Origin of the sequence: Streptococcus sp. HMSC062B01 (assembly GCF_001811085.1) — a bacterium.
GTDB classification, from domain to species: domain Bacteria; phylum Bacillota; class Bacilli; order Lactobacillales; family Streptococcaceae; genus Streptococcus; species Streptococcus gordonii.
On sequence record NZ_KZ672766.1, the window covers coordinates 138,833 to 164,785 of the forward strand.

Genomic DNA, 25,953 nt, shown 5'->3' on the forward strand with positions numbered 1-25,953 from the left:
TTTCTACCAGAGACCCAGGACTGTTTTTAAAAGAACATAGAAAATCAAAAAGATAATAAAGCCAATCGCAACCTTCTTGAGACTATTGATAAACTCCTGATCACGGGCTTTCTGAGCCTCTAATCGTTCAGGGTCAGAATCTCCTTCAGAAGCGAAATAGTCTCGTTCCGCTTTCATTCTGGTTTTTCTGATTAACACATATTCATCAAACGCTTGCTTCTTACGTCCAAAAAATCCTAATCCATCGTTTTTGCGTGACATTCTTTCTTCCTTTCTGATTACTGGAGCCCGCCATAGCGTTCTATTTCAGGGGCTAACAACTGCTGGTTAAAGACAATATTTCCTACACTGGAGATATTCATGAACAGCTGGCCTTTTCTTAGTCGTGGTAAAGTTTCCAATTCTGATTGGTTCATAGATCCCGATAGCGCATTGGCCAAAAGCGGCACACTGGTATCATCCGTTTGAGCAAATACTCGATACTGCATCAATCCAAAGATACGTTGAACTGCTGTCACATACGGATCCTTAAAAGTAGCACTTCCTGACTCAAAGAGGATGCCTCGAAGGGAATTTACCGACAAGACCACGCCAGCAAAGTTCTCACCCATCGAGTCAATAATATCTGCCAGCAGTTTTACGCTGCTTTCATACTTAGGATTTATGAGCGTTTGTGCTTCAGAAATATTAACAATATAGTGAGGCATATCCATCTCATTTTTATCAGGTGAAGCCTTCAGGGTCTGCTTGCATCGTTTCCCGTGGTTAACAATATCAGCCGAGACCAGGGATAAAACAGAGAAAATCTGCGCATTCAGCAAGTTTGGCATGGCTTTGAGTCCTGACAGGTCAAAGGTCACAACCTGCTCTCTTGAAATATCCTGAAATTCGGTTGTCCCTTCAAACATATCCGCATTGGTTGTCAGAAGCTCATTAAAAGTATTGTAAATACGATTAACAGAGCTTAGTTCAATCTTATTGGTATGTTTTTTACTCTGAAGCTTATCTTGATAGTCTTCTACATACATCACAAAGTCAGACAGAATAGGGTACTCATCCGTGACAAGTTCAGTTGCCTTCAGCTTTTCAGGGGTCAGGGTAGGATTACGAGCCCAGAGACCTTCCTCAATATAGAATTCGTTTAAAATTTGGCCAAGAGTAGTCAAGTCATCTCTAGTAGCTTCATCGTTTAACAGCTTGAAAATATTCTTGAGCTTCTCAATATGCAAGTTATATGATTTCTTCTTGTCTACCTCAGTTCCTTCTTCATTCGTTACGGTTGGGAAGACCTGAAAGATATTGATCCGATTGGCCTCACCTGAGAGATCTAAGATCAGTCCGTGTTGTTTACGGGTCTGATCGAGAAACGTGCCATTGGCATCAAAATTACGAATAAAATTCCCTTTGGCATACAGGCCATCAGTATGTTTGAGAAGGAAGGAGCGCTGGCCCATTTTAGGGTTACCAGAGATAATCATGAAGGAACGGGTTCGACGCTCATCCCGTTCTAAAAAGTTAAAGTTGACAGCTCCTCGAGTCGGCGTCCACCCGAGATAGACGCCTCGCTGATCTTCCAATTTGGTATGATTGAAGAAATAGCCACCTGCCAGATCATGAGGCTTAACAGGAATGCCTCGACGACGATTAGGAAGGTCAATCTGATATTGAGCTGGAATAAACGGAGCATGGTATTCAAAGTCTAATTCACCTGAGAGGATGGTTGATTTGAAGTTAGAGGTCTTATCCTTGATGTCCTCAACTTTGCGGAAGAGCCCTTCTTTCGTTGAGGCGGGCACAAAAATTCTCACATACATCCCCAGTATAGAAATATTCTTCTTCGTAATTTCACGGTTCAGTTCCTGCAAGTCCTTGATTTCATCTAACTCTTTCTGGTTATCCGTAAGCTTACTATTGCCAGTAATACGGGTTGATTTCTCCTCGATGGAGTCCGTAATCTCTTGACGAATGACCTTACTGTTTTCTCGGTAGATAGAAAGGAAAGCCTGTGTTCCAGGAATGAGCATCAGATCAGATAACCAGAACCGATCCAAGTCTTCTGACGGATATTCATAGAAATGAAGCACGGTATGGCAGCCGTCTCCACTCGTCCAATAGCGGTCATTTCTAGCAAAATCAATATTCCCTTGAGGTTGGATTTGGCTGAGAAAGGCTAAGTCATAGCCATCTGCTTTCAGTTGACGTTGGCGGCGTTTTGATAATTCTGGCATAAGAACCTCCTATACTTTTTCGTTCATGTTGTTAAATTGCTTTATAATCTGGATTTTCTTTGTCTTCGTCACTTCCTGTGGAACAAAGTCATTATTCCCGTAAGTCTTAGCCTTACGCACTAACTCATCAAGTTCTGATGTCGTTGGAGCAAAGAGCCAGAGTATAAACTCTGTATTGTAGATTTCCTGTTGGATGTTTTCCTCGGTTTGGATTTGGGAGATTAACCATTCTTCACGGTCTTTCAATTGCAAGTAACGTCTTTCTTCAGGAAGCAACCTCGCTTTCTCCTGACGAACCTGACTCAGATGATGCCTAAGATCCATAATCTGCGTATCCGTATTGGTGGGAAGTGTTGTGGTTTCCACCTGAATATCCGTATTAAAATCTGTCAGCCACTTTTCAAAATTATCCAAGGTACGGCGGATTTCATCATAAGACAGGGAGCCTAGGTCTTTGCCTGGGATTTCCAAAAACTGCAAATAGCCAAAGTCCACTAGTTCAATGTAAGCTTTATGATTATTAATAATCTTTTTGGTATCCAGGAGCTCGACGCAGGAGTGAAGATCGAAGTATTCCTGTTTGAATTTCTTATCTTGGCGGATTTGACGCCCCAAAGGCCGTTTCTCTTGAGAAACTGGTGAGTAATGTTTTATTGCCATTAGTGTTTTTCCTCCTCTTTAGATCGTTGGTAATTGATACTGGTATAGTGTTTACGACGGCGTCTGAAGAAAAGATACATACTCTGCCAATTCTTCTTTCCGCCGTTGGTTGGCAAAACTAAATATAGACACATGAGAGGCGTTAGGATAATAAAGGCTAACAGCTGGGGCCACTGGCTCGTCGGAAATATCTTCGTGCCAATAGAGAGAGCCACAACCGCTGAACCGCCAACAAAAATAATATCTGCCATGAACAGTCCGATGATTTTGACTTTCGCATAGATGTCCCTAGGGACACCGTACTTTTCGTTCATATTTTCTTCTCCTTTATCATTGATAATCCTAGTGTAAAGGATAATTCAAAAGCTTGCTCTAACGGGACAAGTCACCGCAAAAACTCTTTTCCAGCTGAAAGAGAATAGATTTTTATTAGCCATAAAGTTATATATTTTTTTATACATTTCATTACACACTGTCTGACAAATAGGAAGGCAAAAAAAGAGCCTCACTCCTGAGACTCTTTCACGATAGTGAAGAAGGATTCTTCAGATAGAATGGTAATCTCCTGCCCTTCCTCTAACCTCTTTAAAACGGCTTCATATTTCTTAGAGCGGCGATCAGGTTTAAAGAGATCCAGTTGCTTATGGCCCGCTACTAAAATTTGTGTTTGAGCGGACACATACCCTTGAACGATAGCTCCTCTCTCGGTAAGAAAGGCTACTGCTTCATTTCGAGTCAGTGGCCTCAAGCTTCCTGTGATGACCACCACTTTATCTTTGAGATCAATCATAGGCACTTACTCCTCTGTTTCGTCAATCTCTGCCCCTCTGATATGACTTTGGCCTTGCATTCGTTGGCCTGCCTGCTGCATCTGTTGGCTCATATAGTTCATCTGGGACATAGACTGCTGGAAGTTGCTTTTCGCAGGTGAGGGGTTTGGAGGAGTTGTTGGATCACTCACTCCCTGAAATGATGCTTCTTCTGATGGAGTTGGAGGTAACGTCGGATCCGTCACTCCGCCACTTGGTGAAAGGGAGCTTGCATCATCTGAGAAGATCGGTTCTCCACCATATTGACCTGAAGGGTTCAAAGTATAGTCACCATCTCGACTAAATCCTGGCTCAGGGACAACGGCATCATTTTTCAGCCCCTTATAGACTGCATTTTGAGCATTTGAGGCTTTCTGATCAAGATTATCCGTCACTCCGCCCATATAATCTTTAATCTTGCCAGCTCCCTGTTTGGCCATAGCATCCGCCAAATCTACGGCATTACTTACACCGCCTTTGGCTGTATTCCAAATGCCTTGATCTCTCACAGCATTAGCAACACCACTCAAGCCACCGCCTGTCGCCGCCAGGCTATTGCCAAGAACTTTACTACCTGTCACCACGGCACCTGGGACTTTCTTAGCCATATCTACACCGAATTGACCAGCGCCAACCGCTCCATGAGCTAGGGCACCTGCACCAGTCGCAAAGGCATTCCCCATCATCATGGCTCCAAGAAGTTGTTGTGCGGTGTCGCTGTGACCTGTTGAGACTCCCAGCCAGCGTTCAATCATGCTCACTCCTTGCATAGCTGCAAAGAAGACTCCGATATAGACAAGCCCAGCAGCCAAACATTGTTCCCACATATTTAAGCCATCGAAGAAACCACCTGATAGTTTGGTAATAGCAGAAACAGATAGGGTAGGAAGGTCACGACAGATCTCCAGCGTCACACGCATGATGACAACTTCAAAGAAGATACCAGCGAAGGCTCCACCGATTGTCCGAAGCAGCTCTTTATACTTCTTAGAATTTGAAAGGGATGAATACCCCTGAATTGGCGAGATCATTGCTTCAATGACGATGTCAAAGACTGACTTTACAAACTTTATCGACATACTCACCAAGAGGATGATTAAAATGATATATTGCATATACATTCCAATCCAGTTGACCTTATAGCGCAGGTAGACTGACTCAAAGGCATTTAAACCTTTAGCAAATCTATGTTCTGTGATTGTTTCGACTCCTACTTGCTCAGAATCTAACTTATGAAGGAATAATCCTTTAATTCCTTCATAGCCAAATTTTTTCTTGTATCGTTCTTGTACTTGTTTTAGCAACTCGCTATTAGTAGCTCCGTATGTAGCTCCAAAATCAATCCGAGTCGCAAAATCAGATGTGTCTCGTTTGTCTGTGCTGTCTGTAATATTATTGACAGGAGTTGATCCTTTCTTAACAGGTTTGATATAACCATAAGAGTCCATAGGGAAGAGCTCCGTTGAAAAGTCATTATCAATCAAGACTTTCAAATCCACTACGTTATTTTTCATGGGTTGTATTGCTAGAGAAGAATATTGTTCACTTCCTTTTGGTGCTTCACTAGAAACAGTCTGAACAGACATCGCATCTTGCGCAACAACAGTAGCTATCGAGGTCAAGGCTAGCGGCATTACAGCTGTAACAAAGGTCACCAAAAGAAAATTGGTGATAACTCCTTTGTATTTAACAGGCTTTGTAAAGACTCCAGTTATAGCTGATACAACCAAAATTAAGCTAAACACCACAGTCCCCAGCACCTGGAAGCCTCGGAAAAACTGGCCAATAACCGTGTTAGAATCTCCCAAATAACCAAAGAGGCCAAAGAGTTTGAACATGTTATTAAAGACATGTTCTAAGCTAGCTGTAATTTGATATAAGGCTTTACCAATCCCACCTGGAATATAAGCTATAAAAGCCATAAAAGCAGGGGTAGGCTCCAGGTAATTACTCCAGTAAGAATAAAACTGAGCCAATTTTTCTGCTTTATCGCCGCTAAGATCACCGTCAGTACTTCCAATCTCCTTCATGAGATCAGAAAAAGTTTGGTAATTCAATAAAGGCACCTACTTTCTTTTTTAGATACCTTTATCATAAAAGATAATCAAGATACCCGCTCTAAGAGGACAAGTCACCGCAAAAAAAGGAAGCCTCAAAATCGAGACTTCCTTTTTATAACACAACTAGTCAGCTTTCCCAGTGAAATCATAAAATGCATTTCCGTCTTTATATCCTCGACGTAATTCAATTATGCGAATTGTTTTCCCACTATCCGTGAGAACAATTTGATAAAAAGCTTTATCTTCAAACTTATCAAATTCCCCAACTGCAATCGTGAAATTATCTGTACCTTTTAGCTCGTTTTCCAATTCATCTAAAGCACCTTTAAACGAGGAAGGCAATTCTTTTACTTGTTTTTCCGAAAGAACTTGAAACTTATTCTCATTATTAGCTCCGTTAGTAATAACATGATTTTTCTTATCAAATTTCAACGTATCTCCGCCAGCTGAGAAAGGATATTCATAACCAGCTTCTTTTGAGTATCCAGTGTAACTATCCTTCAATTCTGTTTTCATAATATCTTCAGCGGATTTTTGGCCGCAGGCCACAAGGAGCACAGCCATGAAACCTAGCAACATAACACCAAATATCTTTTTCATTTTCATGAGTACTTCTCCTATCTTTTATTGAGTTTATTATAGCAGATATATCTTATTAATGCAAAAGGTATATAACTTATTATACAATTCTTTGTACCTCATCTTACATCACATCATCTGCAAACAGATCCTCATATTCATCCATATCCTCATACTGATAGCCGTCATAGAGAATTTCTTCAGCTGCAGCCGCAATCATTTCAGCTGGAGAGGAGAATTGCTGGTTAGGAGACGGCTTCCCTTTTTGATAGCGAGTCGCTAATTTGGCTGTTTCCCCGCTGTTTGAGCCAATCCGATTGCTTAGTGCTCTCCGCCAGTCAATGATATTATCAAAGCTCCTCTGAGCTCCTACAGCTATTTCTTGTAGGTCAAGATTGCGGTGCGGACTTTCCACTGGAATATCCGCAAAAGTCATAGACTGGTCAAACTCTTCCTGAAGGAACATGTATCGATACGGAAGACTGGTCTTTTCGTGCAAGAAGATTGGATCTGTTGTCACTTTACGGCCTGCATTATCCCGTCCTTTGACTCCACGCAGAATGACCGCTTCTCCCTCTTGGAGCTTGGCTAGCTGAGTTGGCGTCAGCAATTCCTGACGTGGGTTTTCAATCGCCACATTTGGATTGGCTTCATCCAAAATATTGCTAGATCTGCGGCGTTTGGTAATTGTGCGATAGCCAAGCGCTTTACTAAAGGTTGAGTTCGTATCTTCAGACGTAGACTTGATATAAATCTGAAGCGAACAGTTATCCTTGATAGTTTTAGCTGTGTTCTCACCATATTTATCAGTCAGCTGTTCCAAGTTTTGGATCCACAAATAGTATAAAATATTCTGTCCCAAACAGATGGAGATTTTTGTATCCATGTGAGGGATGGCAGGGATATTGGTAAACTCATCCAGAATGTGAAGGATGCGGTTCACACATTTTCTCCCAGCGGACAAAGCCAGCTCATAATTAGCATTAAAGAGCTGGTCAAGAAAGAGCGACACAATACTGTTGTACTCGGTACGATTAGGCGGTGTCACCAGGTAAATGATGGTTGGATTATCAGAGTAAATCAACTCAACATCTTCTTCCTGAAGCAAGTGACCTGCTTGTTTATCAAGCACTGTTACTTTGATAGAGTCCAGAACTGGTTTCTTGGTGTACTCATCCAAATAGATGACATTGCTTTGGTTGCGATGGACCTTTTCAGCTGAGAAACGATAAATCTCCTTTTCAAAACCAAGGCCATTATTCGGATGGTTGAAGTCAATCGTAACGAGAAATTGATCTGGCAATTTAGGCTCAATAACATAGGTTAAATATCCTTCACCATCGACCAGAGCCGCCGCTTCCTTCACGTAGATGCCCTTACCATCCGCTGAAGAGATGGAGACCTTAGCCGTTTGATGCGCAAATTGATTAGAGATGGCGTTAGCTGTACTAGATCGAAACTTTACGGATAAGCGACGTGGGAAACCGATAGACTCCAAATCAATCGAGTTTTTGGAGGTGAGCTTGGCGATATTGTCTTGCAAGAATAGGTTAATCCCTGACATCATGCTTGAGTAAACATTGCCCTTGGTTTCTTCAGCCGCAAAATCGGACGACCTGAAGTTGAGGTCAGCCATTTCCCGAAACTTCGAGAATTGACGTTGATTGATACTTCTCAGATTATCGAAATAAACCGTAATTTTGGATTTTTTTGTCAACTGTTGGTCTTTCATCGGGTTCTCAACTACTTCTCCCATTTCATCCACCAAGACTTCTTCAGATCCTAAGTCCGTCAAAAATTTGGCGATATTTCTAACGGTCACAGTATCCCAGGCATCAGTCTCTCCATTTTTAAAAGTCTCATTAGCTCGATCAATCAAAGCCATCGCAATCGCATTGAAAAGAGAGATAGAAGTGTCTTCCCAATATTTAGCATTTCCGTTCCCCATACCTGGCTTAGTCTTACGGTAAATCGCTTCAGATACTGCATTGACACGAGTTTGAGTTTTTTCATAGTAGCCCTTTTTAGCGGCTGCAACCGCTAAAGCCAAAGGATTATAGGACATTGACCAATCCATGTTCTGAAAAGACAAGACATTGACATCATAGCCACGGCGGCGCATCGTCTTATACGAGGACTGATAGTGCTCTCCTTTTGGATCCCCAAGGATCATTGAGGGTGGAATGGCTGCTCGGCTGTTAATATCCGTAGTTGTTGTAATGGCACTTTCTCCTTTTCCAGAACGGGTTGACCCAATCCCCAATAAATTAATAGGCTTATCCTCGATGTAGTAGTCCCCAGAAGGAGTCGCAAGCATGCCTAACACTCGCTCAGATTTGAGTAAATAACGGCTAAATCTGCGATTTTGCCAAAGCATTTGGGCTCCTAGAGTAAGTCCTGATAAATTTTTTCTAGTTTCATGAAGAACCGGCGCACCACCTTCACCTGGGAAGATTTCTGTCTTGTTCGGCACTTTCTTATATTGTCCGTGGACCTCCTTAACCGTCGCAAAACGATCATCTCCTTCCTCGTTGTTATTGTAACTGCGATATTGCTCGAAATTAACCCAAGCCGATTTCCAGGCAATAATCAAGCCAACAATCAAAAGCGGAAAAGTAAGAATAGGCGCTAGGACAAAGACTCGGACGTTCAGGAGATTTTGGATTAAGAGGCTGTCCGTATCAAATTCAGCCATTTGACTATTGTCTTTTAAGGTCATCACTGCAAAATAAAGATAGCGAATAGCAGCACGCAAAACCGTCACTCCATAATTAGTAGTCATAAAAGCAATCAGACTGAAACCCAGCCCCATGAGGACTAAGCTACGGTAACTATTGAAATACAAGATTGGCTTCATCTCTTTATCAAATCGCTTTCGCTCTTGTTTAACAAAAGGCAAAAGATAGACTATCCGAAAAAGTAAATTTCCAAAGAATAAGAAAGTAAAAGCTGGGATGACCTCCACCAATCGCTTGATAAAAGTCAAGATACTGTTCAAGAACCCTCTCCAGTTAATTTTTTCTTTCCCTGTAACAATTGCTTTGACCTTATTCCATTTTTGGACAATTCTTATCTTGATAGTTGCTCTATTCTGATAGGCTTTTGTGAGTTGCTTCAAAACTCTCCTGATTGATGGTCGCTGCCATTTAAACACCTGGAAAAGAAGATAGCCTAAGAAAGCTACAATAATCAGCAAGTTGAAATAATTGACTTTGACCAGCTGGATGATGGTGTAATAGATCACCTCCAACCAATTATTATTCATTCACTTCACCCCTTTCTATATCATGAACAATCTTTCTGTCATAGAAACTGGAATAAAGAAAGATTTTGAAGCGTAGATCTGGACTGGCTTTTTGGTAGCGATACAAATAATGATGAAGCCAATCTTCCAATCCCAGCTGGATAGTTGCCAGAGAGCAAGTTCTCCCCTGCTTCAGATAATTTTCAGCCTGAAGAGAGTCAGCCATCAAATCATCTGCTATTGGTTCTGTCTGTTGTTTTGCCATAGGCAAAACTCCTTTCTTTTTGATTTACTCCTTTAGTTTAAGGGATAATGAAAAAGCCTGCTCTAACGGGACAAGTCAGAGGAAGCCCCTTCTCCAGGCGAAAAAGGAACGCCCATTAGTAAATAAGTTGTTATATAACTTTTTGTGCAACTTATTATTTAATTTTTTGTTCCATTCAATAAAAATAGCACCTGGCTTTTAAAGCCAAGTGCTGCACTGAACTTTAGAAAGGTTCATCAGCATCCATGGGGATAGGGTAAGCTGAACTTCCTTCAGCTTCTTGATGAGTTGGAGCTGGTTCAGACTGGAAAATATTAGTTCCTGGAACTTGAGCTTGACGACGCTTGACCGCTGCATCTTTACTTTCTAAGAAGGTGATCCCGTCAAACTGTGCAGGAGCAATATACTGATAAGAGCGGCGCTGACCGCCTTTACTGGTATAGCTCCGCTGGATAATTTCTCCCTTCAGCAAAATAGGAGACCCTTTAGAGAGGCTTTTTGCCATCACTTCTGCTTGTTTCCCGTACATTTGAACGTGGAAGAAGCTAGGCGTCGGCTTGCGGTTCTCATCCAGGAGACTGGAGTCACACACAAAATCAAATTTGAAGCTGACATTCCCATTAGAAGTTTTACCTACTGCATCTTGAGGAATATCAGAGACACGGCCATCAGCTATAAATGTTTGCATAAGCAATTGTCCTTTCTAGACTTCTTTAGCCTCACGGCATTTCTTCAGGAAGAAAGTACCTACACCCAGCAACAAGCTTCCAAGGACAGTCAATAGACTTCCTTTATCTCCTGTAGATGGAAGAGTGGTCATCTTTCCTACTTGATCTGTAACTGAAATTGTTTTATCTGAATTAACTGTAGCGCCAACTACTTCAGGAGCCACCGTTTGAGTGGAACCATCCGCAGTCGCAATCACGACTTGGCTATTTTGTGTAGAGACAATTTGATAGCCCGTGTTCGTAAAAATTGGTTCAGTCGGAGATACGTTAGAAACAACTTGACCAGTCACCTGGGAAGTTGTTCCTACCTGACTAGCTCCCACGCTGGCAGCTGTTTGAGCAGAAATAGTAGGGTCATTAGTTGGGGTATTGGTATTTGGTGTAATCGTAGCTGTACCGCCGTTAATCGTTGGAACAGTTGTTGGCTCATCCTGACTAGGAGGGGTCACAGGATCTTTTGATTTAGGATCTTCAGCAGTCTGACCTTTTCCATCAGCTGGAAGCGTTTCTGAAGAAGATGTTGTGTTGCCTCCTGGCTTAGTTGGTTCCTCCGTTGATGTTGGAGGGGTATTCGAGTCACTTGGTGTTACCGTACTTGGAGGGGTACTTGGCTGTGACGGTTCAGATGGTAGCTGAACTCCTGGGGTAGTCGTTCCATCGACGGGATTCGTTTGATCTGTTGAAGATGGGGTTTCTGTTGGCTGCGTCACACTCGTACCTGGTTCAGCTGAAGGGGCTGGAACTGTTACTGAAGGACTGGAAGTGTTATCTACTGGAGCGACATTCTCAGCAGCAAATACAGCACCTGCCTGACTCAAAATGATTGTAGAGATGGCTAGACTAGCTAAAAGTTGTTTCTTTTTCATAAGATATGTTCCTCTTTCATTTATTTTTTGGGCTTGAGATAATCTGTTTCTTTCGGTTCTGTTATGACCACAAAGCCGTAAGTACTAGATTTATCTTCTTTGACAGAAAAACTCAAGCGGTGATTTGAAGCTTCTTCACCTTGTTTAACAGATAAAACATAGGTTGCTTGATAGCTTTTCTTTTCAGCATCATACGTGATTTTTTCTAAGATGACAGACTGCAAAGTACCCTCTTTAGGAGTGGTGTACTTAGCATCTCCAGCATCTAGGAACGGGGCCAGAGCTTCCTTATTTCCTGAATAATAGTTTGGCAGGAAATAGCGATTGAATACATCTACCTGGTGTTCAGTAGCTACTAAGTGTTGTTCTTGCTTCAACTCCTGGTAAAGATACTGAAGCTGCTCGTTTTGTTTGGTTAGGCGGCTGATAGATAGCATTGACAAGCTCAAAGCTCCTGCCGTCAACACCCCTATCACTCCCAGCAGGAGATAAACTTTTTTCAGATTTACAGGCTGAGGTGTCACCTGTTTTGAAGAAGCCATCGCTTGAGGCTCCCGTGGAGTTGTAAAATAGGAACTTTTTACAGGTTCCATCGCTTCACCTTCAGCTGGAAAGAGAGGGAGGGCCGACTCAGGAATACCTAAGCTTTGCCTATAAATAGGGTACACTTGATTTTCAAAGTATTCCTTTTTATCTGAATGAGTATAATTTCTAAAAGCTTCATCTGTCATAATCGCCTGGATTAATGGGATAAGCAAATTTTGATAGGTTTTGCCAATCACAAAGGGACTGGCAAATACTTCTCCTTCGGAAACAGCTTCTTTCCCTTCCAGGTGACAAACGGCTACCTTCTGAAAAGCAAATTCTCCATAGGCTTTTTTCAGTTCCTGAAAGAGTAGCTCTGCCGTCAAAAAACTCACATAAGGAAGAGAGTCTTCAACCGAAATCTGTCCTTCTGGCAGATAGCTATTATCTAACCCTTCAATAATGCCAAGCAGTTCGTTGTCATCCTCAGGAGATTTACCTTCCTCCCAGGTAAGCTCTAAAAACAAGTCATCCGTCATCAAGCATTTTTTGTTTTTTTGAAACGGGCTAAATGCCATAGGTTCTGACTCCTTTCTTAGTTTTTCACAAAGTTAAAGCCCCACTCCACGATACTTGGGCCAGCAGCTACTGCGATAATACCAATGGCAATAGCCACCCAATGTTTTTTGATAGCAGCCTTCATTTCGCGACCGCCCAGACCATAGGCAAGCCCAGTCGCTACAATAGCCAGACCAAAGGTGATAATCCCAATTCCCTGGATCTTTGAAATTCCCTGTTGAGCGAGATTTTGAGTTTTTGCGAATGGATCATCTGCATAGACAGGAGAAGCCAACAGCCCAGTCAAGAAGAGAGATAAGATCAGAAAAAAAGGTTTTGTTTTTTGCTTAACGGTTTGAAGAGTGTTTGTCAATTTTTGTTTCATGTGAAATCCTCCTTAAAATTATTGACATCTTTAGTGTAAGAGATAATGAAAGTTTTCGCTGTAAAGGGACAAGTCACTGTAAAAGAAGTATTTTTTTCAACTGAAGAGAACTTCCAGGGGCTCTGTCACATCAAAATGAAGTTGGCGCTGATCGACACGGTGACTGCCATCTGGAGCCTCGCCCTCTACCCAAACATGGATATTGTAAGATTGAGTCGTTTTATTGAGGTCTAGGCTTTTAGCAGAAATAGGAGCCAAGACTTTCCGCTTAATCAAACGTTCCAGTGGACGGGCCCCATTTCTAACATCTGTTCCCACGTCGGATAAATAAGCAATCAAGCTAGAGTCATAGGATAGAGTGAGATTTTGGCGTTTCATCCGCAACGCAATCTCTGATAGATTTTTCTCCGCAATTTCTTCAATAACATCACTTTCCAGCAGATTGAAAATCAGTTTATTTTCAATACGATTTAGATATTCAGGTCGGAACTCTCTCTGGAGTACATTTTCCATACTGCGTTCAAACTGTTGGCGTTCCCGATCTGTCAGATTTTTAAAGTTGCCTTTCAGCTCCGCCTTATCAATGATTTTCTTCGCTCCAACGTTTGTCGTCATAATCACAATCGTATTTTTAAAACTCACAAGGCGGCCTGTGGCATCTGTCAGACGACCATCATCTAAGACCTGCAAGAAGAGATCAAGCACCTCACCATCCGCCTTTTCAATTTCATCCAGCAATAGCACACAGTAAGGTTTCTGTTTGACTCCTTCAGTCAGCTGGCCCTTTGTCCTGGTTCCTCTATTACCAATCAGTTTGGCAACGTCTTCCTTCTGTTTATATTCAGACATATCAAAGCGCAGCATGGCATCTTCATCATCAAAAAGTGCCTCCGCCACTGCTTTTGATAATTCAGTTTTTCCGACTCCTGTTGGGCCAAGAAAAAGGAAAGATGAAATTGGTTTATTTTCATCCTGAAGCCCTGCTTGAGCAATCGTAACAGCATCTACCACAGCGTCAATAGCTTCATCTTGGCCTTTGACCCGTTTCAATAGCTTTTCTTTAAAGCCAGCTAGGCGTTCATTATCACCTTTTAGAATGGTGGTAATCGGGATCCCCGTCTTATTCTTCAAGACTTGGGCAATTTCTTTTTCGGTGACCAGCTCTTTGTTTTCGGCTGAGGAAATAGTGGCAGCCTCGTCAATCAGATCAAAGGCCTTGTCAGGCAGGAAGCGGTCTGTAATATAACGAACTGAGAGCCTGACTGCCGTTTCTACGGCAGCTCGACTAATTTTGATGCGATGAAAGTCTTCATAGATTACCTTAGCTTGATCAATAATTGTGATCGCTTCAGGAATTGTCGGTTCTTCAACCATAACTTTTTGAACCCGCCGTTCCAAGGCTCGGTCTGTTTCCACGTAGTCGTGAAATTCGTCTAATGTGGTAGCCCCAATTAGCTGGAGCTCCCCACGTGCTAGGGCTGGCTTGATAATATTTCCAGCGTCAAGAGACTCCCCGTTTTGGCTTCCCGCCCCAACAATAGTATGAAATTCATCGACAAAAAGGATATTTTGGCCTTTGGTAGCAATCATTTCTTGAATGATGTTTTTAAATTTAGGAATAAAACCACCGTCGTCACCACTCATTAGACTGGAGAGCTCCAAAGAGCGGACAGTTAAGCCTTTTAGATCATTTGGCACCTGATCTCTTAAAATGGCTAAAGCAAGCCCTTCTACAATAGCAGTCTTCCCAACGCCCGCTTCTCCAACCAGAATTGGGTTATTTTTAGTGCGCCTGCGAAGAGAAGTAATGACGTTCTGGATTTCCTCATCTCGTCCATAAACCTCATAATCTGCTTCTTTTTTAGCAATTTTAGCCGATAAGTTATCCGTGTATTTTTCCAAAAATGGAGTTTTCACCATGTATCAGCCCTCCCTTCTTTGGCCTGCTCAATTTGAATTGTTAATTTATCTTTAATTGCATTTACAAAATCACGGGGATTGATCGCTCCCTCGCCAATCTGGGAGAGAAAAAGCTCCCAGCCTCCTGTCGTTTCAGGATTGGAAAATTCATTATCCCATAGATAGTTAATCAGCAAGTACCCCTTATATGTCGGAAAGAGCTGATCCGTTTTCTTATCCTTTTTCACGTAACCACGGGATTGAATTGTTTGAATAACTGCTCCACGTGTCGCCTGTGTTCCTAGACCATATTTAGGAAAGACTTGGCCAATCAGATGACTTTCCGTCAATCGTTTAGGCGGCTTTGTAATACCGTCTACAATCGTTATCTGACAAGCTACCGGATCATCCAACCGATAGTTTGGCAACTCTACATCTTTCTTGATAGGCAGATCACTCCATTCTATCCAGCCTGGTTCCAGGGTTCGTTTGCCTTTTGTTTGAAAGACTTGCCCCTTATTTTCCAGCTGAACCGTCGTCGTTTGATACCGACAGTCAGCCGCAAACATCAAAATAGATCGTTTGACGACTGCCTCATAAATCAATCGTTCATCTGGAGAAAGGCTTAGGAGATTAGGGATATTCTCCGTTGGGATAAGGGCATAGTGGCTGCTTTTAGCCACTTTAGCAGGATCTACATAAAAATCCCTAGGCTCTAAGAAAAAAGGCTTAAAATGGCAATGAATAGTGTCCTGATAGCTGGATAGGTACTGCCTCAAATAATTAAATTCATCTTCAGTAATAAAACGACAATCTGACCGAGGATAGGACAAGTATTTTTTCAAGTACAACCCTTCAACCAGCCTCTCTGTTTTCGTTGCTTCAAACTTCCAACGTCTAGCCGCATAGCTTTGTAGGTCAGAAAGATTGAAGAGTGCTGGAGCAGGCTTTGCCTTCTCTTCAGCTTCAACTGAAGAAACGAGAGCAACATCAGCAAGGCTCCTGGAAAGCTCCAAAACTTCGTCGCTATCGGTAAATTTATCCTTATTAGTAAAGATTACCTCATTTTCTTTATCTTCAAGCTGAAGTTTCCAATAGGTTTGTTGGACAAAGTTTCGGATGGCCAGATCATTCTCGCAGATCAGACGAACGACTGGGGTTTGAACACGGCCAACTGATAAACTGTTTCCCTTTGCTTTAGGGAGCATTCCCTGTTTCTGAAGGTTTAGCGTGGCCATTGGAGATAAATTCATCCCTACCAGCCAATCACTTTGTGCTCTAGCTTCAGCTTCTAAATAGAAGCTGTAGGTTTCTTGAGGATCCCTCATATTCTGAAAGGCTCGCTGTAGAGCTCTTGTTGTCATGGAATTGACCCAGAGACGCTTTTTAATTTTCGCTTTACCTTCAGGAATATGAGATAAAATGGAATAAGCTATTCTCTCCCCTTCACGGTCAGCGTCCGTCCCTATAATCACTTCATCCGCAGCCGTCACCTCTTCATAAATTCGTTTAAACATTTCTTTTGAGGTACGGTCTTTTTTGAGAAATTGTTTAAAAGAGACATCGACCAAGGGGAGTTTAGTTAAATCCCAATTATTTTTTGGAAGTCCATATTCAAATAAATGACCTTCAGCGGACACTATATGCACTTCACCTGAAAGAAAGGGTGTCTGTTTGATAATATGAACTTTCTTTCTTGTCGTGAAGGTTCCTAGTGCCTCTGCATAATCTAAGGCTTGACTTTCTTTCTCAGCCAGAATAACTGTTAGCATCTTTTTCTCCTTCCATTTGTTTTACTTCTTTAATGTAAGGGATAATGGAAAAACGTGCTCTAAGAGGACAAGTCGCTGCACTCAATCTTTTCCAGCTGAGAAAGGCGCCTTTTTTATTGTTCACTAAGTTATATAACTTAGTGTGTATCTTCTTGAACAAGAAAAGGCGCTCCGCATAGGAAGCACCTTGACTGTTAAGGCTTCAGCCCTTTAGTTGGGCTTTTGGGAAAATTTGGCGATTGCCCTCTATTTTTGGGAGGTTCATAAGGTTTTGTGTGGTGTTCAATATGCTTAACCATTTTTGAGACGGTCTGATGGATCCGTTTCATGGACTCTGCCAGCTGCTTATCATCCAACTGTGTTAGATTTTTAGTCCAGCCAGCCATGTAATCGATGGCAGCCTCACTCGTATCTAAGCCAAAATGCTTCGACACCAGGTGACTGGTCATTTCAGCTTCTAGTTCCTTACGAGGAGTTGACACATCTTCCTTGTAATGAGCGGTAAATTTGGGATTATGGAGAGTGGCATGCGCCAACTCATGAATAGTTGTCGCAATTTGTTCTCCAGGTAAATTATTAGGGTTCAGGAGAATTTTTTGTTCTCCTGGATAAAAGGCCCCTTTAGCATTTCCCAGCTCATGAACCTCATCCCGTAACAGACGAACTCCTAAAGTCCCTGCATAATCACATAGACCATCTAATACCTCTTTCGTTTTTACTTGATCAGTGTCAAACTGGTATTGACGGTTTGGCATAGCCTTTGGATAACTCTCTGGCTTCAAGGTTGTTTGAGAAAGTTCAAACACCTTGTAAGTGGTGAACTTAGGCAGCCCTGTCTCTTGGTCTCTCTCCTGGAATTGAACCACCTTCAACTTTCCTTCCTTCAGCAAAGCTTTCTCTTGAGTGGTCGCTTCTGAAATCTTCTTGAACTTCGGATTGCCTTTACTGTTCTTAACCTGGTTTCCCTGATCATCCAAGACGGGGATCATTTTAGCCATGAGAGGACGGAACAGAGTAATCTGTGCCTTCTCACCTGACTTCACAGACAAGCCCTGGTGAATAACTTCTTTCGTCTCACCTGTCCGCTTATTGGTGTAGGTGTTCCTGGTCTCAATGACATCTTCAGGCTTAATCCCTAATGTTTTCCCTAGTGCCTGCCACTGGTTATACGTCGCCACTGCATTGGCCCCTTGCCATTGATCCTGGATAAGCGCCACGTTTCTTGGGGAGAGCTGTGGAAATTTACTCATGAAATCCATATACTCAGCTAAGGCTTCAGGAGAACGGGTAAACTCCCTAATTTTTTGAAAGGCAATTTCACTCAGTTCATGAGGCGAGACCAGGCTGTAATCAATTTCTCCTGGAGACTCTTTAGCCGGGGCCACTTCTTCAGCAGCTTTCTGATTATCTGCTACAATTTCATTCACCCGTTGTTCCAGCTGGCCCTTTGTTTCCTGCTTAGGAGAGCGAAATTCTTTTTCTTCAGCAGGGGAAGCTGTCAGATCTGTTTCTGGAGTAGCAAGTGAATTTTGAGGATTGTTAGCCTCATGAGAAATTTCTTGATTAAGAGCCAGATTTTCCAGCTGAGAAAGGACATTCTCATCAATGTTAGCTAGTATTGGTTGACCTTTTAGACGACGATAGCCCAATCCTAGCATTTGTGAAATTGGCTTAGTTTCATCACCAATATTAAATCGAACCCCCTCTTTAATCATCTCTCCCCCTGGAGCATAAATATCAAATTTGATTTTAGAAATATTAGCTTCAGTATTGTTTTTGGTTTCTTGATTAGCCTTGTATAGCTCTCTAGCAAAGTCTTGATAAGAAACTAGGCTATGTTCTTCAAATTGTAATTTAAGATTATTCTCCTGTTCTTCTAACCACTGAAAACGTACATGATAATTATTATTATAAATATCTTCTAGGCGCCATTCTTGATAAAAACTAGAGTTTTTGTCAAGTAAACCTAATTCTTCTGCTTTGAGAACAATTGTATTAAAATCTCCTGAAGATACATCTGATAACTCTATATACTTAGCCCAAGCTTCCTTAGCCTCTTCTGGTATAGTCACACCGAGTTCTACAAAGTTGCCTACATTACGTGCGTCATCTAGTACTTGTGTAAAAATAGCTGCATCAATATTTTTTTCAACTGGAGATAATGTGGTTTTTTGTTCTTGACTTGGTTCATTTAAAGAGGACAGTTGATTTTTTAGATTATCTAACATTTCTTCTCCACCATCTGTAACGAACTCTTCATTGATTGATAACTGTTCAATTTGATTATCCCGTTCTCGATAAACACCAAGAATAACCTTTTCATCTAGCGATTTTACATTAGCTGCAAGCTCTCCCTTGAGTTTCATGAGAGAGGCAGGGATTTTTTCACCTTCAGCGTCTTTAAACAGCAACAAGAAATCTTCATCTTTTGCCTTGATAGCTTCGCTCATATTGAGATTGTGTAATTTCTCAACACTGCTCAAATCATCCAGAACAAAGGATTGTGGCTCTAAAATGTCCTGAAACATTGGAAGAACCTGCAACTTATCCTTAATTGCATTACTGACTAGCATACTGTCATAATGACCTTGACCAGTCGCAAAATCTTCTAAGAAGTCAGCAGCTCCTTTTCCTTCTTCAAAAGGTCTAATCCCTGAAAGATGGATAAAGTTTTCTTTTAGGAAAGTTACTTGAAGAACGTTTTCCTCTCCATTATCCGCATAAACAAAACTGATTTTACTTCCAGCCAGTTCGCTTAAGTACCAAGACGCCGTGCTTTGAATTGACGGCGCATATTGATTCAAGCGCCTCAAATCAGAAGGTGTAATTGGGTGATAATTTCCTATCCGCCGTTGCACGTTATCATAATTTGTGCTAAAATGAAGGTAAGGATAGGATGATGTCGGGTGACTGGTAACAGTTTGCTCAAAGGTGCTTGTTTCAAGTACAGGTGTGGGACTGCCTTCAGCTTCTAGCTGTAAAGACCCCGTGCCACCACTGGTCCTATCAATCAAGCGCTCCTGACTTTGTTCAGGGGCTTTTTCTATGTACTCCAGTATTTGTGCATCTAAACGATCAATCTCTTTTCGGATAGACGTTGAACTATCCGCAAAATAAGCATCCCTTTCCAATATGGTACGTTTTGCGAATAACTTGTCTAAATCAGTCGTTATAAATCGTGACATTTCTTTTTCAAATTGCCATGCCTGTAGTTCATGGTTAATACCTAAATCTTCCCGAATTTTTTCTGCTAATTCATCTTCCCATTTTCCATGTAATTTCCAAACTGGCTCTAATGGATTATTAGAAAAATTTTCATTTTCTACTGTTTCTACTGATAGAGCTGATAAATCAACTAACGGTTGTTCATTCTGAGTTTTCAAGACGTCATTCCAGTCTGTTTTATCTTGTCCTTGCTTTAGTTCAGGCAAATCTACAGTAACAGCTGCTCCTTTGGCTTTCAGTTCCTCAACGAATGTTCTTCCTGCGGTATCATTATCCACCGCAAGAGTAATCATATCAGTATGTTTCCCATCCGCAAAATACTGACTGTCAATCGCTGTTTGGAGACCCTTAGCTAGTTGTTCAGGCGTCCAATTTAGCGGACGGCCTGATAATTCTGATTGAAGCTGGGCCAGATGACGACCAATCGTAGCTTCTTTAAGACCATCCATAGATACAAGCCGAACGTCTTGTAAAGTATCCTTATTGATCTCATAATAGGACATTAGATCAATTGGGCTTTCAGTGAAGATGAGCCGATTAGGCTTTCCAATATCCACATGCAAGCCATCCATTCCATCAGAATTTCTGATAATATTTTTGGCAAAGCCACGACCCGGCCATTTATCCCGATTTTCTTCAATGCCTTGTAGGGTAGCTCCTGTAATTTCACCTGAAGAAGTCAAGGTTTTAAAAACAACCACAGGCTCCACGCTGTTATTCAGCATCGCATTAGCCTGGGCTAGAACACCTTTTTCTAAAAAGAAGTCAATCGTTTCATCAGAGAGACCACGATTTACTTTTAAATAATTTCTGGCTTCTACAAAGTCCTGCTCATACGGTTGAAGATGATAACGAAATGGCTCTTTTTCCCTCTCGACAGCAGTAAACTCTTTGAAGGTACCATCATTGAGATAGTCAATTGCTTGATTGAAATTGATCTCTCTAATAGTTTCTACAAGAGCAATCACATCCCCGCCTTGATGGCGGGAAAACCAATTCCACTTGTTCTTATCAGGTGAAATTACCAGAGAGTCGTGTTCTTTCCAGCGATAGTCTTTCCCATCTCGTACCAATTCCATATTCAATTCATTGGCGACATCCAGAATATCTCTGGAACGGGCAATTTCTACTCTTTCTCGACGGCTGCGGCCACGGTTTCCTTGAGGTTGATTTGTTTCTTCTGGCATAATAGCTCCTTTCTTGTATTAAAAAGGTTCACAGATCGGCTGGAAAGGTTCTTCTTCGGCCTCTAAAAACAGTTCTTTTGGCAGCTGAACCAGCTCCCCTACTGCAAGTTCTTCAAAATCCTTGGGATTGGCCTGGTAATCAATCGTCATTTCAAGATCGGCATTTTTGCCTTGACCCTCAAAAAGGACTCGGTGAGTCTCACTATCCAGCGCTTTGACAAGCCAATCAGCTTCAAAGTCAAAGTCTTCTATTGTCACACTTGGAAAACATAGCTTCATGATGTTTTCTCCTTTCTTTTGTTTTATTCTTCTAGTCTAAGGGATAATGAAAAAACTTGCTCTAACAGGACAAGTCAACATAAAAAAAGCCATTGGTTGCCAATGGCTTTTAACGACGATTTTCACGGCGTTCTTCCTGTTCTTCTCGCTCATCACTCCTAGCTCTTTCCATAAGGGCTTTTTGACTGCTCCTTTGAGCTTGATTGAGAGAAGCTGTCAGATTTCTCATAAAGCTAGTATCAACCTTCAGGCTGCCCTGTGTTTGTTGGATGGTGCTACGTCTGTTTTGTTTTTGAGACTGGATCTGTTTTTGTACCGTCTGAAGAAGAGCTTCTTTTTGTCCCTCTTCTTCAGGTCGTAATTTACCATACAATTCTTTCAGTTTGGAAAACTCCTTTGCATTGAATTGTTTATAGACTTTGATTTGAGCTTCATCCGTGGTTTGGGCTATCTTCTGATTGGTTTTATAAATCCCATGTTTCACCTGGAAAATGGAGATTTGTGTCTCCAACTCTTCCTTGTAATCCTGCTTGGAAATAGGATAACCTTTCAGCAACATTAGGATCCCCTCATCCTGGAGTGGTTTCAACGCTTCCAGCTCTGATTGTAGGTGTCGGATAGGAAGTTGGATAGTGCCCCTATCTGCTTTAGAAATAGGGAGATTGACGCTCTCTACAAACTGACGGCTCAGTGATTGTTTTAGTTCCAATTCAGACTTAGACAAGCGATAGTTTGGTGTCAGCTGTAGTTCAACTAGTTTTAGTTCTGTGGCCAGTCTTTCTTGTTTTAACTGGAGAAAAGGCTGATCAGACCGTAAAGGCTGCACCTGGTGAAGAAGCTTTTGACTGACTAGTAAAGCCTTTTGACGCTCTTCTAGCTTACTTAACTTTAGAGCATAGCGAAAGGTCCCCAGCTCCTGCCTTTCTTTCTCCGTCTGATTTTCTTTCTTTTTGGCCGCATCAACAAGCTCCTGTAGTTCAGCTGAAGAAAAGAGAGACAATTCTTTCAAAGACAGCCTTTTAGTCAGGATATTTTCTTCCATCTGTTTGATGTCGTAAACATAGCTGGTCTCAAAGCTCATTTCTCCAATCCCATTTCCATGTTTATCATACTCTTTATAGACTGGCTTTATAATTTCAATCGGCTGCATCCCTTCCTTGGGACTGTAGCCTTTTTTCTCCCAGGCAGCTAAGGACTTTAAGTAGCTGGCTTCTGGAAACTGCTGGAGAATACGCTTTTGATTGCCTTTAGAAAAATCTGGCAAATTTTTTTCCAGCTGAACGTCTTCAATCTGCGGGGCCGCTTCTTTAAAAGAGCGTAGAATACGATTTCCTAGCCGTTCTCTCAATTCCAGTTCCCGCCGATGGATCACACCTTCTAAGTCATAGCCTTTGGCCTGTTTTTCTGATCGTACCGTTTGGCCATTCACCTTTCGGACACGTTCATACGTTTGATTTTTTCCAGCTAAATAAGCCCTATCATAAAGTCCCAAGAAGTTTCTGGTCTCCTCCATAAACTCCTGATAAAGTTCTTTCCCTTCATTCTGTAAGTAAGAGTCAATATATTTATCCAGGAAAAATTTACTAACCGCAAAGTCTTTGGCATTCGAGCCATAGCGCCAATTTTTTTGGAGCGGCAAATGATTATATGCCTGCTCCAGAAAATTTTTCTCAGCTGAAGAAGTCACCTGTTGATTATGAAAAACTTGATCAACAAGATTGGATTTTAGGTTCGCCAAAATCTGCTCTTTTCTGATGAGGCGCTTGCGAGTCTGATCATTAAGCAACCCGTGAAACACATCACTTTTCAGTTTTGAAATGGTCTTCTGCGAAAAGTTGCCTTTATACTCCATCCGCCCTCTCGGTTGATAAAAGATTTTTTCACGGGCACTTTGAAGCTCAGACAGCCCAAAATGGACGTGAATATTCTCCGTATTCAAGTGAATGTTGGCCCACCAAAAAGAAGAGTCTGACAGTCCTTCTTTAGCAATCACTTTCGGCAAGGCGTCTCTTATCACCGATTTGATAGCCTGCTGGTCAACCTGACCCGTCGCAATATCATATAGCCCCTGTTGGGCCAAAAAGGCATTATCAAAAGAGATTACTCCCTGCCAAAGAAGGGAGCCGTTTTGACAAGCTGTTTCAAGATTTTCCTTTAGCTCATTGACCTTGCTTCTTTGAAGATAATTCGCATCTGCTGTAAAGATAGCCGTTAGCTCCTCTGATTGATTTTCTGTCGCATAAGAACGGTTCATATAACTCAGGTAGTCTCTAAAATTGAGATTGAGTTCAGGAACCGCTGCCTGCATGGCCAAAACTTGTTCTTCAGTCAATCCTTCGATTTCTTGACGATGAGTTTCAAGAGCTAATTCTTGATCCTGTTTGACTGCTTCAGAACGGTTTGTGTAATCTACAAATCCACTATTTGCCTCCGTGTACTGCAACATAAATGTCACGGCTGGACTGTTCATTTCCATAGGCATTTACAGCTCCTTAATGAGAATGTTTGATGGTTTGACCCCTGGCCACATCTTCTTGAATGACATCATCAATTCTGGCCATTAGTTTGTGCTGGTTAGGATCCATCCGTGAGTGAATAGACTCTAAATCCTGCACATCAAATTCTTGCCCTTTGGTAATAGCATGGAAATTAGTCAGCTCCAAATACTGCAATCTATTGAGCTGATTTTTCATTACTTTCAGATCCTGCTCTATATTTTCCAGCTGGTTATTTTTGGCCCCTTGAAGCTCAGCTAAACGTTGGATATAAGGCCGAGGGCGATCAATATCAAGGAACAATTTATAGAAAGCATCCAGGGCTAATTGAATTGTTTCTGACTTATTCAATTCTGGCCCGTGTGGGGATCCCTGATCTTGTAAATAATCAATAATCGCTGTAAATTTTTCAGCACCTTCATCTCCTAGGTATAGGCTAAACCGACGGATATTTGATTTTTTTCTTGGCATGAGTTCTCCTTTTTTGGTTCATCAAGGGGCAACTTTTTGAGAGTCCCCGGTTAAATAATTGAGTTCATATCCTGGCTGGATATTGAAAATATACACGTCAAAAGAGATGGTATCATCTTCTACACTTTGGGCCTCCAGACGGATGCCCCGACACACCAATTCCACATTTTTGAAAATTGGTGTGACCCTGTAGCGGACATGATGATTTGTTTCTTTGATATAGTTTGAGATAAAATTTTCATAGTAAAGCATAGAAGATTTTTCATCTTCAAAATTTGCATTCAGGGCCCGTGTCCCTGTGAATAGATTTTGCGGATTATCATTTTCACCACTCAACTGAAAAGCAATTAAGTGGGAACGATTGTAGAGGTAATCCGACTGACCGTTAAAATCAATCTTCTTGTTTTTCCAACCAGTCGGTGTGACGGTTGAAATATCTTCTCGCTCTTTTTTAGGCAGTAGGTCTTGACCTAACATGGCTTCAGCCACTCCTACACGATTGAGCAGATCAAGACTGGAAAATTTTTTCCAGGTGCCTTTTTCCAAATTCAATTCTTCACTCGTAAATTGAGCTTTAGAATGAACTTCAATGACTTGATTTTTTCCATCATAGATTTGTGATTTCAGTTCACTATTTTTAGAATGATAGGTGGATGAAATATCAGAATTTTTTTCTCCAGGTGAACCAGTAATATTGAGCTGACTTTTCAAATCATTTTGTGTAAAAAATGAGACGACCGCTTGAAAATTTTGAGGCTGTACCAGAAGGATGGCTAAAAAGATTATAGCGACAAAAACAAATTTATTTTTCTTCATCAGTAATCACCTGCCTGTCGTTCAGAAGTCACTGCTTTTTCGTCATTCATAAATCCAAGCCAATCAATCGTCAGCTGTTCTACCAGTTCTTGTTTTGCACCATATCCTGATAATTTGATTTCATTCTTCAACAGCAACTCTAAAATCTGGCTCTGTTGCTTTTTAATTTCAGCCAAAGTCTCCGCAAAACGATTTTCATATAAATCTAGTCCATCGTTCATCACGACAGACTCACATTGTGAGAGCATAAATTCATTGAATGATGAATACTGATATTTGTTCGCTATGGTGTGCAGCTGCTCAAACGTATGATCTGGAATATTTCTGATTTTGATCTCCTTAGTCATCTCTTTCCACCTCTCCCTCGTATTCCAACCAGCGGGAAATGTGATTAGCGTATCGGGCCATTTTCGTTTCAAAATCTTGTAAAATGTCGGACTGTTTTTCTGTCAAAAACAAAACGTGGTCAGATGTCAGTTTGATATTTTCAAGATGGGAGACGTACAAATCTTCTGCCCGATTGAATTTTCCTTTTTCAATTTTTTCACGGCACATTCCCAGCAAAAATTCATTAAATGATTTTGCCTTGGTATCTTTCGCAAGAGCTTTTAGATAATTCACCTCTTGGTGTGAAAGTCCTCGGATTTTGATTTCAACAGTTTGATTTTTGGTCGGCATTTCATCTCTCCTTTCTTCAAAAAATGAGCGCCCTTCTTTTTTCTTTTTACGAGGAAAAAGCAAAAAGAAGCAAAAAAGAAAACCTGAACCTCGCAACGTCACGAACCGAAACGGTTCTACTTTTGCGGTTTTTCAGCACACCAGCGCCCACCTGCAAGGCTTAAGGCCTTTTAGGGTCTTAGTGCTTGAAAAGAGCATAAGGGAAACTGTCCCCACGTCCCGTG

At 41.5% G+C, this 25,953-nt stretch carries 22 protein-coding genes; all 22 read right to left on the reverse strand.

From position 1 onward, the window contains the following. Positions 1-3 precede the first annotated feature (3 nt). Positions 4-261, reverse strand: coding sequence for a hypothetical protein (locus tag HMPREF2780_RS01515; protein ID WP_060971031.1), 258 nt, complete (start codon positions 259-261; stop codon positions 4-6). A gap of 17 nt (positions 262-278) precedes the next feature. Further along, positions 279-2,228 carry a virulence factor gene (locus HMPREF2780_RS01520; protein ID WP_060971030.1) on the reverse strand — a complete coding sequence of 650 codons (1,950 nt, stop codon included), beginning with the start codon at positions 2,226-2,228 and terminating at the stop codon, positions 279-281. A gap of 9 nt (positions 2,229-2,237) precedes the next feature. Beyond that, positions 2,238-2,888, reverse strand: coding sequence for a hypothetical protein (locus HMPREF2780_RS01525; RefSeq protein WP_008809712.1), 651 nt, complete (start codon positions 2,886-2,888; stop codon positions 2,238-2,240). Beyond that, positions 2,888-3,202 carry a DUF5592 family protein gene (locus tag HMPREF2780_RS01530; RefSeq protein ID WP_105025985.1) on the reverse strand — a complete coding sequence of 105 codons (315 nt, stop codon included), beginning with the start codon at positions 3,200-3,202 and terminating at the stop codon, positions 2,888-2,890. The genes HMPREF2780_RS01525 and HMPREF2780_RS01530 overlap by 1 nt, the downstream gene beginning before the upstream one ends. A 191-nt stretch (positions 3,203-3,393) precedes the next feature. Next, a complete protein-coding gene (locus tag HMPREF2780_RS01535) occupies positions 3,394-3,678 on the reverse strand; it encodes a BRCT domain-containing protein (protein WP_023917005.1) in 285 nt (94 codons plus the stop codon). A gap of 6 nt (positions 3,679-3,684) precedes the next feature. Beyond that, entirely contained in the window at positions 3,685-5,754 is a 2,070-nt protein-coding gene (locus HMPREF2780_RS01540; RefSeq protein WP_060971053.1) for a pLS20_p028 family conjugation system transmembrane protein, read from the reverse strand. A 126-nt stretch (positions 5,755-5,880) separates the two neighbouring features. Then, positions 5,881-6,363, reverse strand: coding sequence for a hypothetical protein (locus HMPREF2780_RS01545; RefSeq protein ID WP_008809716.1), 483 nt, complete (start codon positions 6,361-6,363; stop codon positions 5,881-5,883). Between the two features lie 97 nt (positions 6,364-6,460). Next, positions 6,461-9,601 (reverse strand): VirD4-like conjugal transfer protein, CD1115 family, encoded by a 3,141-nt coding sequence (locus HMPREF2780_RS01550; protein WP_105025987.1) that lies wholly within the window; start codon positions 9,599-9,601, stop codon positions 6,461-6,463. Further along, on the reverse strand, positions 9,594-9,845 hold the full coding sequence (locus tag HMPREF2780_RS01555; RefSeq protein ID WP_105025988.1) for a hypothetical protein: 252 nt from the start codon (positions 9,843-9,845) through the stop codon (positions 9,594-9,596). Before HMPREF2780_RS01555 ends, HMPREF2780_RS01550 begins: the two co-directional genes overlap by 8 nt. Before the next feature lie 223 nt (positions 9,846-10,068). Then, positions 10,069-10,533, reverse strand: coding sequence for a single-stranded DNA-binding protein (locus HMPREF2780_RS01560; RefSeq protein WP_105025989.1), 465 nt, complete (start codon positions 10,531-10,533; stop codon positions 10,069-10,071). Positions 10,534-10,548: 15 nt separating this feature from the next. Continuing rightward, positions 10,549-11,439: an LPXTG cell wall anchor domain-containing protein gene (locus tag HMPREF2780_RS01565; protein WP_105025990.1), complete on the reverse strand. Its 891-nt coding sequence runs from the start codon at positions 11,437-11,439 to the stop codon at positions 10,549-10,551. A 20-nt stretch (positions 11,440-11,459) separates the two neighbouring features. Next, positions 11,460-12,542, reverse strand: a complete 1,083-nt coding sequence (locus tag HMPREF2780_RS01570) for a hypothetical protein (RefSeq protein WP_060971024.1) — start codon at positions 12,540-12,542, stop codon at positions 11,460-11,462. 17 nt (positions 12,543-12,559) lie between these two features. Beyond that, complete coding sequence (locus HMPREF2780_RS01575) at positions 12,560-12,907, reverse strand: TrbC/VirB2 family protein (protein ID WP_060971023.1); 348 nt, start codon at positions 12,905-12,907, stop codon at positions 12,560-12,562. 96 nt (positions 12,908-13,003) lie between these two features. Continuing rightward, positions 13,004-14,827 (reverse strand): AAA family ATPase, encoded by a 1,824-nt coding sequence (locus tag HMPREF2780_RS01580; RefSeq protein WP_105025991.1) that lies wholly within the window; start codon positions 14,825-14,827, stop codon positions 13,004-13,006. Then, entirely contained in the window at positions 14,821-16,578 is a 1,758-nt protein-coding gene (locus HMPREF2780_RS01585) for a type IA DNA topoisomerase (protein ID WP_105025992.1), read from the reverse strand. The genes HMPREF2780_RS01580 and HMPREF2780_RS01585 overlap by 7 nt, the downstream gene beginning before the upstream one ends. 194 nt (positions 16,579-16,772) lie before the next feature. Continuing rightward, positions 16,773-20,990, reverse strand: a complete 4,218-nt coding sequence (locus HMPREF2780_RS01590; protein ID WP_060971020.1) for a PBECR4 domain-containing protein — start codon at positions 20,988-20,990, stop codon at positions 16,773-16,775. A gap of 18 nt (positions 20,991-21,008) precedes the next feature. Continuing rightward, positions 21,009-21,269, reverse strand: a complete 261-nt coding sequence (locus tag HMPREF2780_RS01595) for a hypothetical protein (protein WP_060971019.1) — start codon at positions 21,267-21,269, stop codon at positions 21,009-21,011. Positions 21,270-21,378: 109 nt separating this feature from the next. After that, positions 21,379-23,745, reverse strand: a complete 2,367-nt coding sequence (gene mobP2 / locus HMPREF2780_RS01600; protein ID WP_105026031.1) for a MobP2 family relaxase — start codon at positions 23,743-23,745, stop codon at positions 21,379-21,381. A 16-nt stretch (positions 23,746-23,761) separates the two neighbouring features. Next, the gene (locus HMPREF2780_RS01605) at positions 23,762-24,235 is read right to left on the reverse strand and encodes a hypothetical protein (protein ID WP_105025993.1); all 474 of its coding nucleotides are present in this window, start codon (positions 24,233-24,235) and stop codon (positions 23,762-23,764) included. A 21-nt stretch (positions 24,236-24,256) separates the two neighbouring features. Continuing rightward, entirely contained in the window at positions 24,257-25,051 is a 795-nt protein-coding gene (locus HMPREF2780_RS01610; protein WP_060971017.1) for a DNA/RNA non-specific endonuclease, read from the reverse strand. Next, positions 25,051-25,398 (reverse strand): hypothetical protein, encoded by a 348-nt coding sequence (locus HMPREF2780_RS01615; protein WP_053794433.1) that lies wholly within the window; start codon positions 25,396-25,398, stop codon positions 25,051-25,053. Before HMPREF2780_RS01615 ends, HMPREF2780_RS01610 begins: the two co-directional genes overlap by 1 nt. Then, positions 25,391-25,729: a hypothetical protein gene (locus HMPREF2780_RS01620; protein ID WP_053794432.1), complete on the reverse strand. Its 339-nt coding sequence runs from the start codon at positions 25,727-25,729 to the stop codon at positions 25,391-25,393. Before HMPREF2780_RS01620 ends, HMPREF2780_RS01615 begins: the two co-directional genes overlap by 8 nt. Between the last annotated feature and the right edge of the window lie 224 nt (positions 25,730-25,953).

Coding starts and splice junctions, on each gene's coding strand:
- HMPREF2780_RS01515 (WP_060971031.1), bottom strand. CDS start 261: ATGTCACGCAAAAACGATGGATTAGGATTTTTTGGACGTAAGAAGCAA.
- HMPREF2780_RS01520 (WP_060971030.1), bottom strand. CDS start 2,228: ATGCCAGAATTATCAAAACGCCGCCAACGTCAACTGAAAGCAGATGGC.
- HMPREF2780_RS01525 (WP_008809712.1), bottom strand. CDS start 2,888: ATGGCAATAAAACATTACTCACCAGTTTCTCAAGAGAAACGGCCTTTG.
- HMPREF2780_RS01530 (WP_105025985.1), bottom strand. CDS start 3,202: ATGAACGAAAAGTACGGTGTCCCTAGGGACATCTATGCGAAAGTCAAA.
- HMPREF2780_RS01535 (WP_023917005.1), bottom strand. CDS start 3,678: ATGATTGATCTCAAAGATAAAGTGGTGGTCATCACAGGAAGCTTGAGG.
- HMPREF2780_RS01545 (WP_008809716.1), bottom strand. CDS start 6,363: ATGAAAATGAAAAAGATATTTGGTGTTATGTTGCTAGGTTTCATGGCT.
- HMPREF2780_RS01550 (WP_105025987.1), bottom strand. CDS start 9,601: ATGAATAATAATTGGTTGGAGGTGATCTATTACACCATCATCCAGCTG.
- HMPREF2780_RS01555 (WP_105025988.1), bottom strand. CDS start 9,845: ATGGCAAAACAACAGACAGAACCAATAGCAGATGATTTGATGGCTGAC.
- HMPREF2780_RS01560 (WP_105025989.1), bottom strand. CDS start 10,533: ATGCAAACATTTATAGCTGATGGCCGTGTCTCTGATATTCCTCAAGAT.
- HMPREF2780_RS01565 (WP_105025990.1), bottom strand. CDS start 11,439: ATGAAAAAGAAACAACTTTTAGCTAGTCTAGCCATCTCTACAATCATT.
- HMPREF2780_RS01570 (WP_060971024.1), bottom strand. CDS start 12,542: ATGGCATTTAGCCCGTTTCAAAAAAACAAAAAATGCTTGATGACGGAT.
- HMPREF2780_RS01575 (WP_060971023.1), bottom strand. CDS start 12,907: ATGAAACAAAAATTGACAAACACTCTTCAAACCGTTAAGCAAAAAACA.
- HMPREF2780_RS01580 (WP_105025991.1), bottom strand. CDS start 14,827: ATGGTGAAAACTCCATTTTTGGAAAAATACACGGATAACTTATCGGCT.
- HMPREF2780_RS01585 (WP_105025992.1), bottom strand. CDS start 16,578: ATGCTAACAGTTATTCTGGCTGAGAAAGAAAGTCAAGCCTTAGATTAT.
- HMPREF2780_RS01590 (WP_060971020.1), bottom strand. CDS start 20,990: ATGCCAGAAGAAACAAATCAACCTCAAGGAAACCGTGGCCGCAGCCGT.
- HMPREF2780_RS01595 (WP_060971019.1), bottom strand. CDS start 21,269: ATGAAGCTATGTTTTCCAAGTGTGACAATAGAAGACTTTGACTTTGAA.
- mobP2 (WP_105026031.1), bottom strand. CDS start 23,745: ATGGAAATGAACAGTCCAGCCGTGACATTTATGTTGCAGTACACGGAG.
- HMPREF2780_RS01605 (WP_105025993.1), bottom strand. CDS start 24,235: ATGCCAAGAAAAAAATCAAATATCCGTCGGTTTAGCCTATACCTAGGA.
- HMPREF2780_RS01610 (WP_060971017.1), bottom strand. CDS start 25,051: ATGAAGAAAAATAAATTTGTTTTTGTCGCTATAATCTTTTTAGCCATC.
- HMPREF2780_RS01615 (WP_053794433.1), bottom strand. CDS start 25,398: ATGACTAAGGAGATCAAAATCAGAAATATTCCAGATCATACGTTTGAG.
- HMPREF2780_RS01620 (WP_053794432.1), bottom strand. CDS start 25,729: ATGCCGACCAAAAATCAAACTGTTGAAATCAAAATCCGAGGACTTTCA.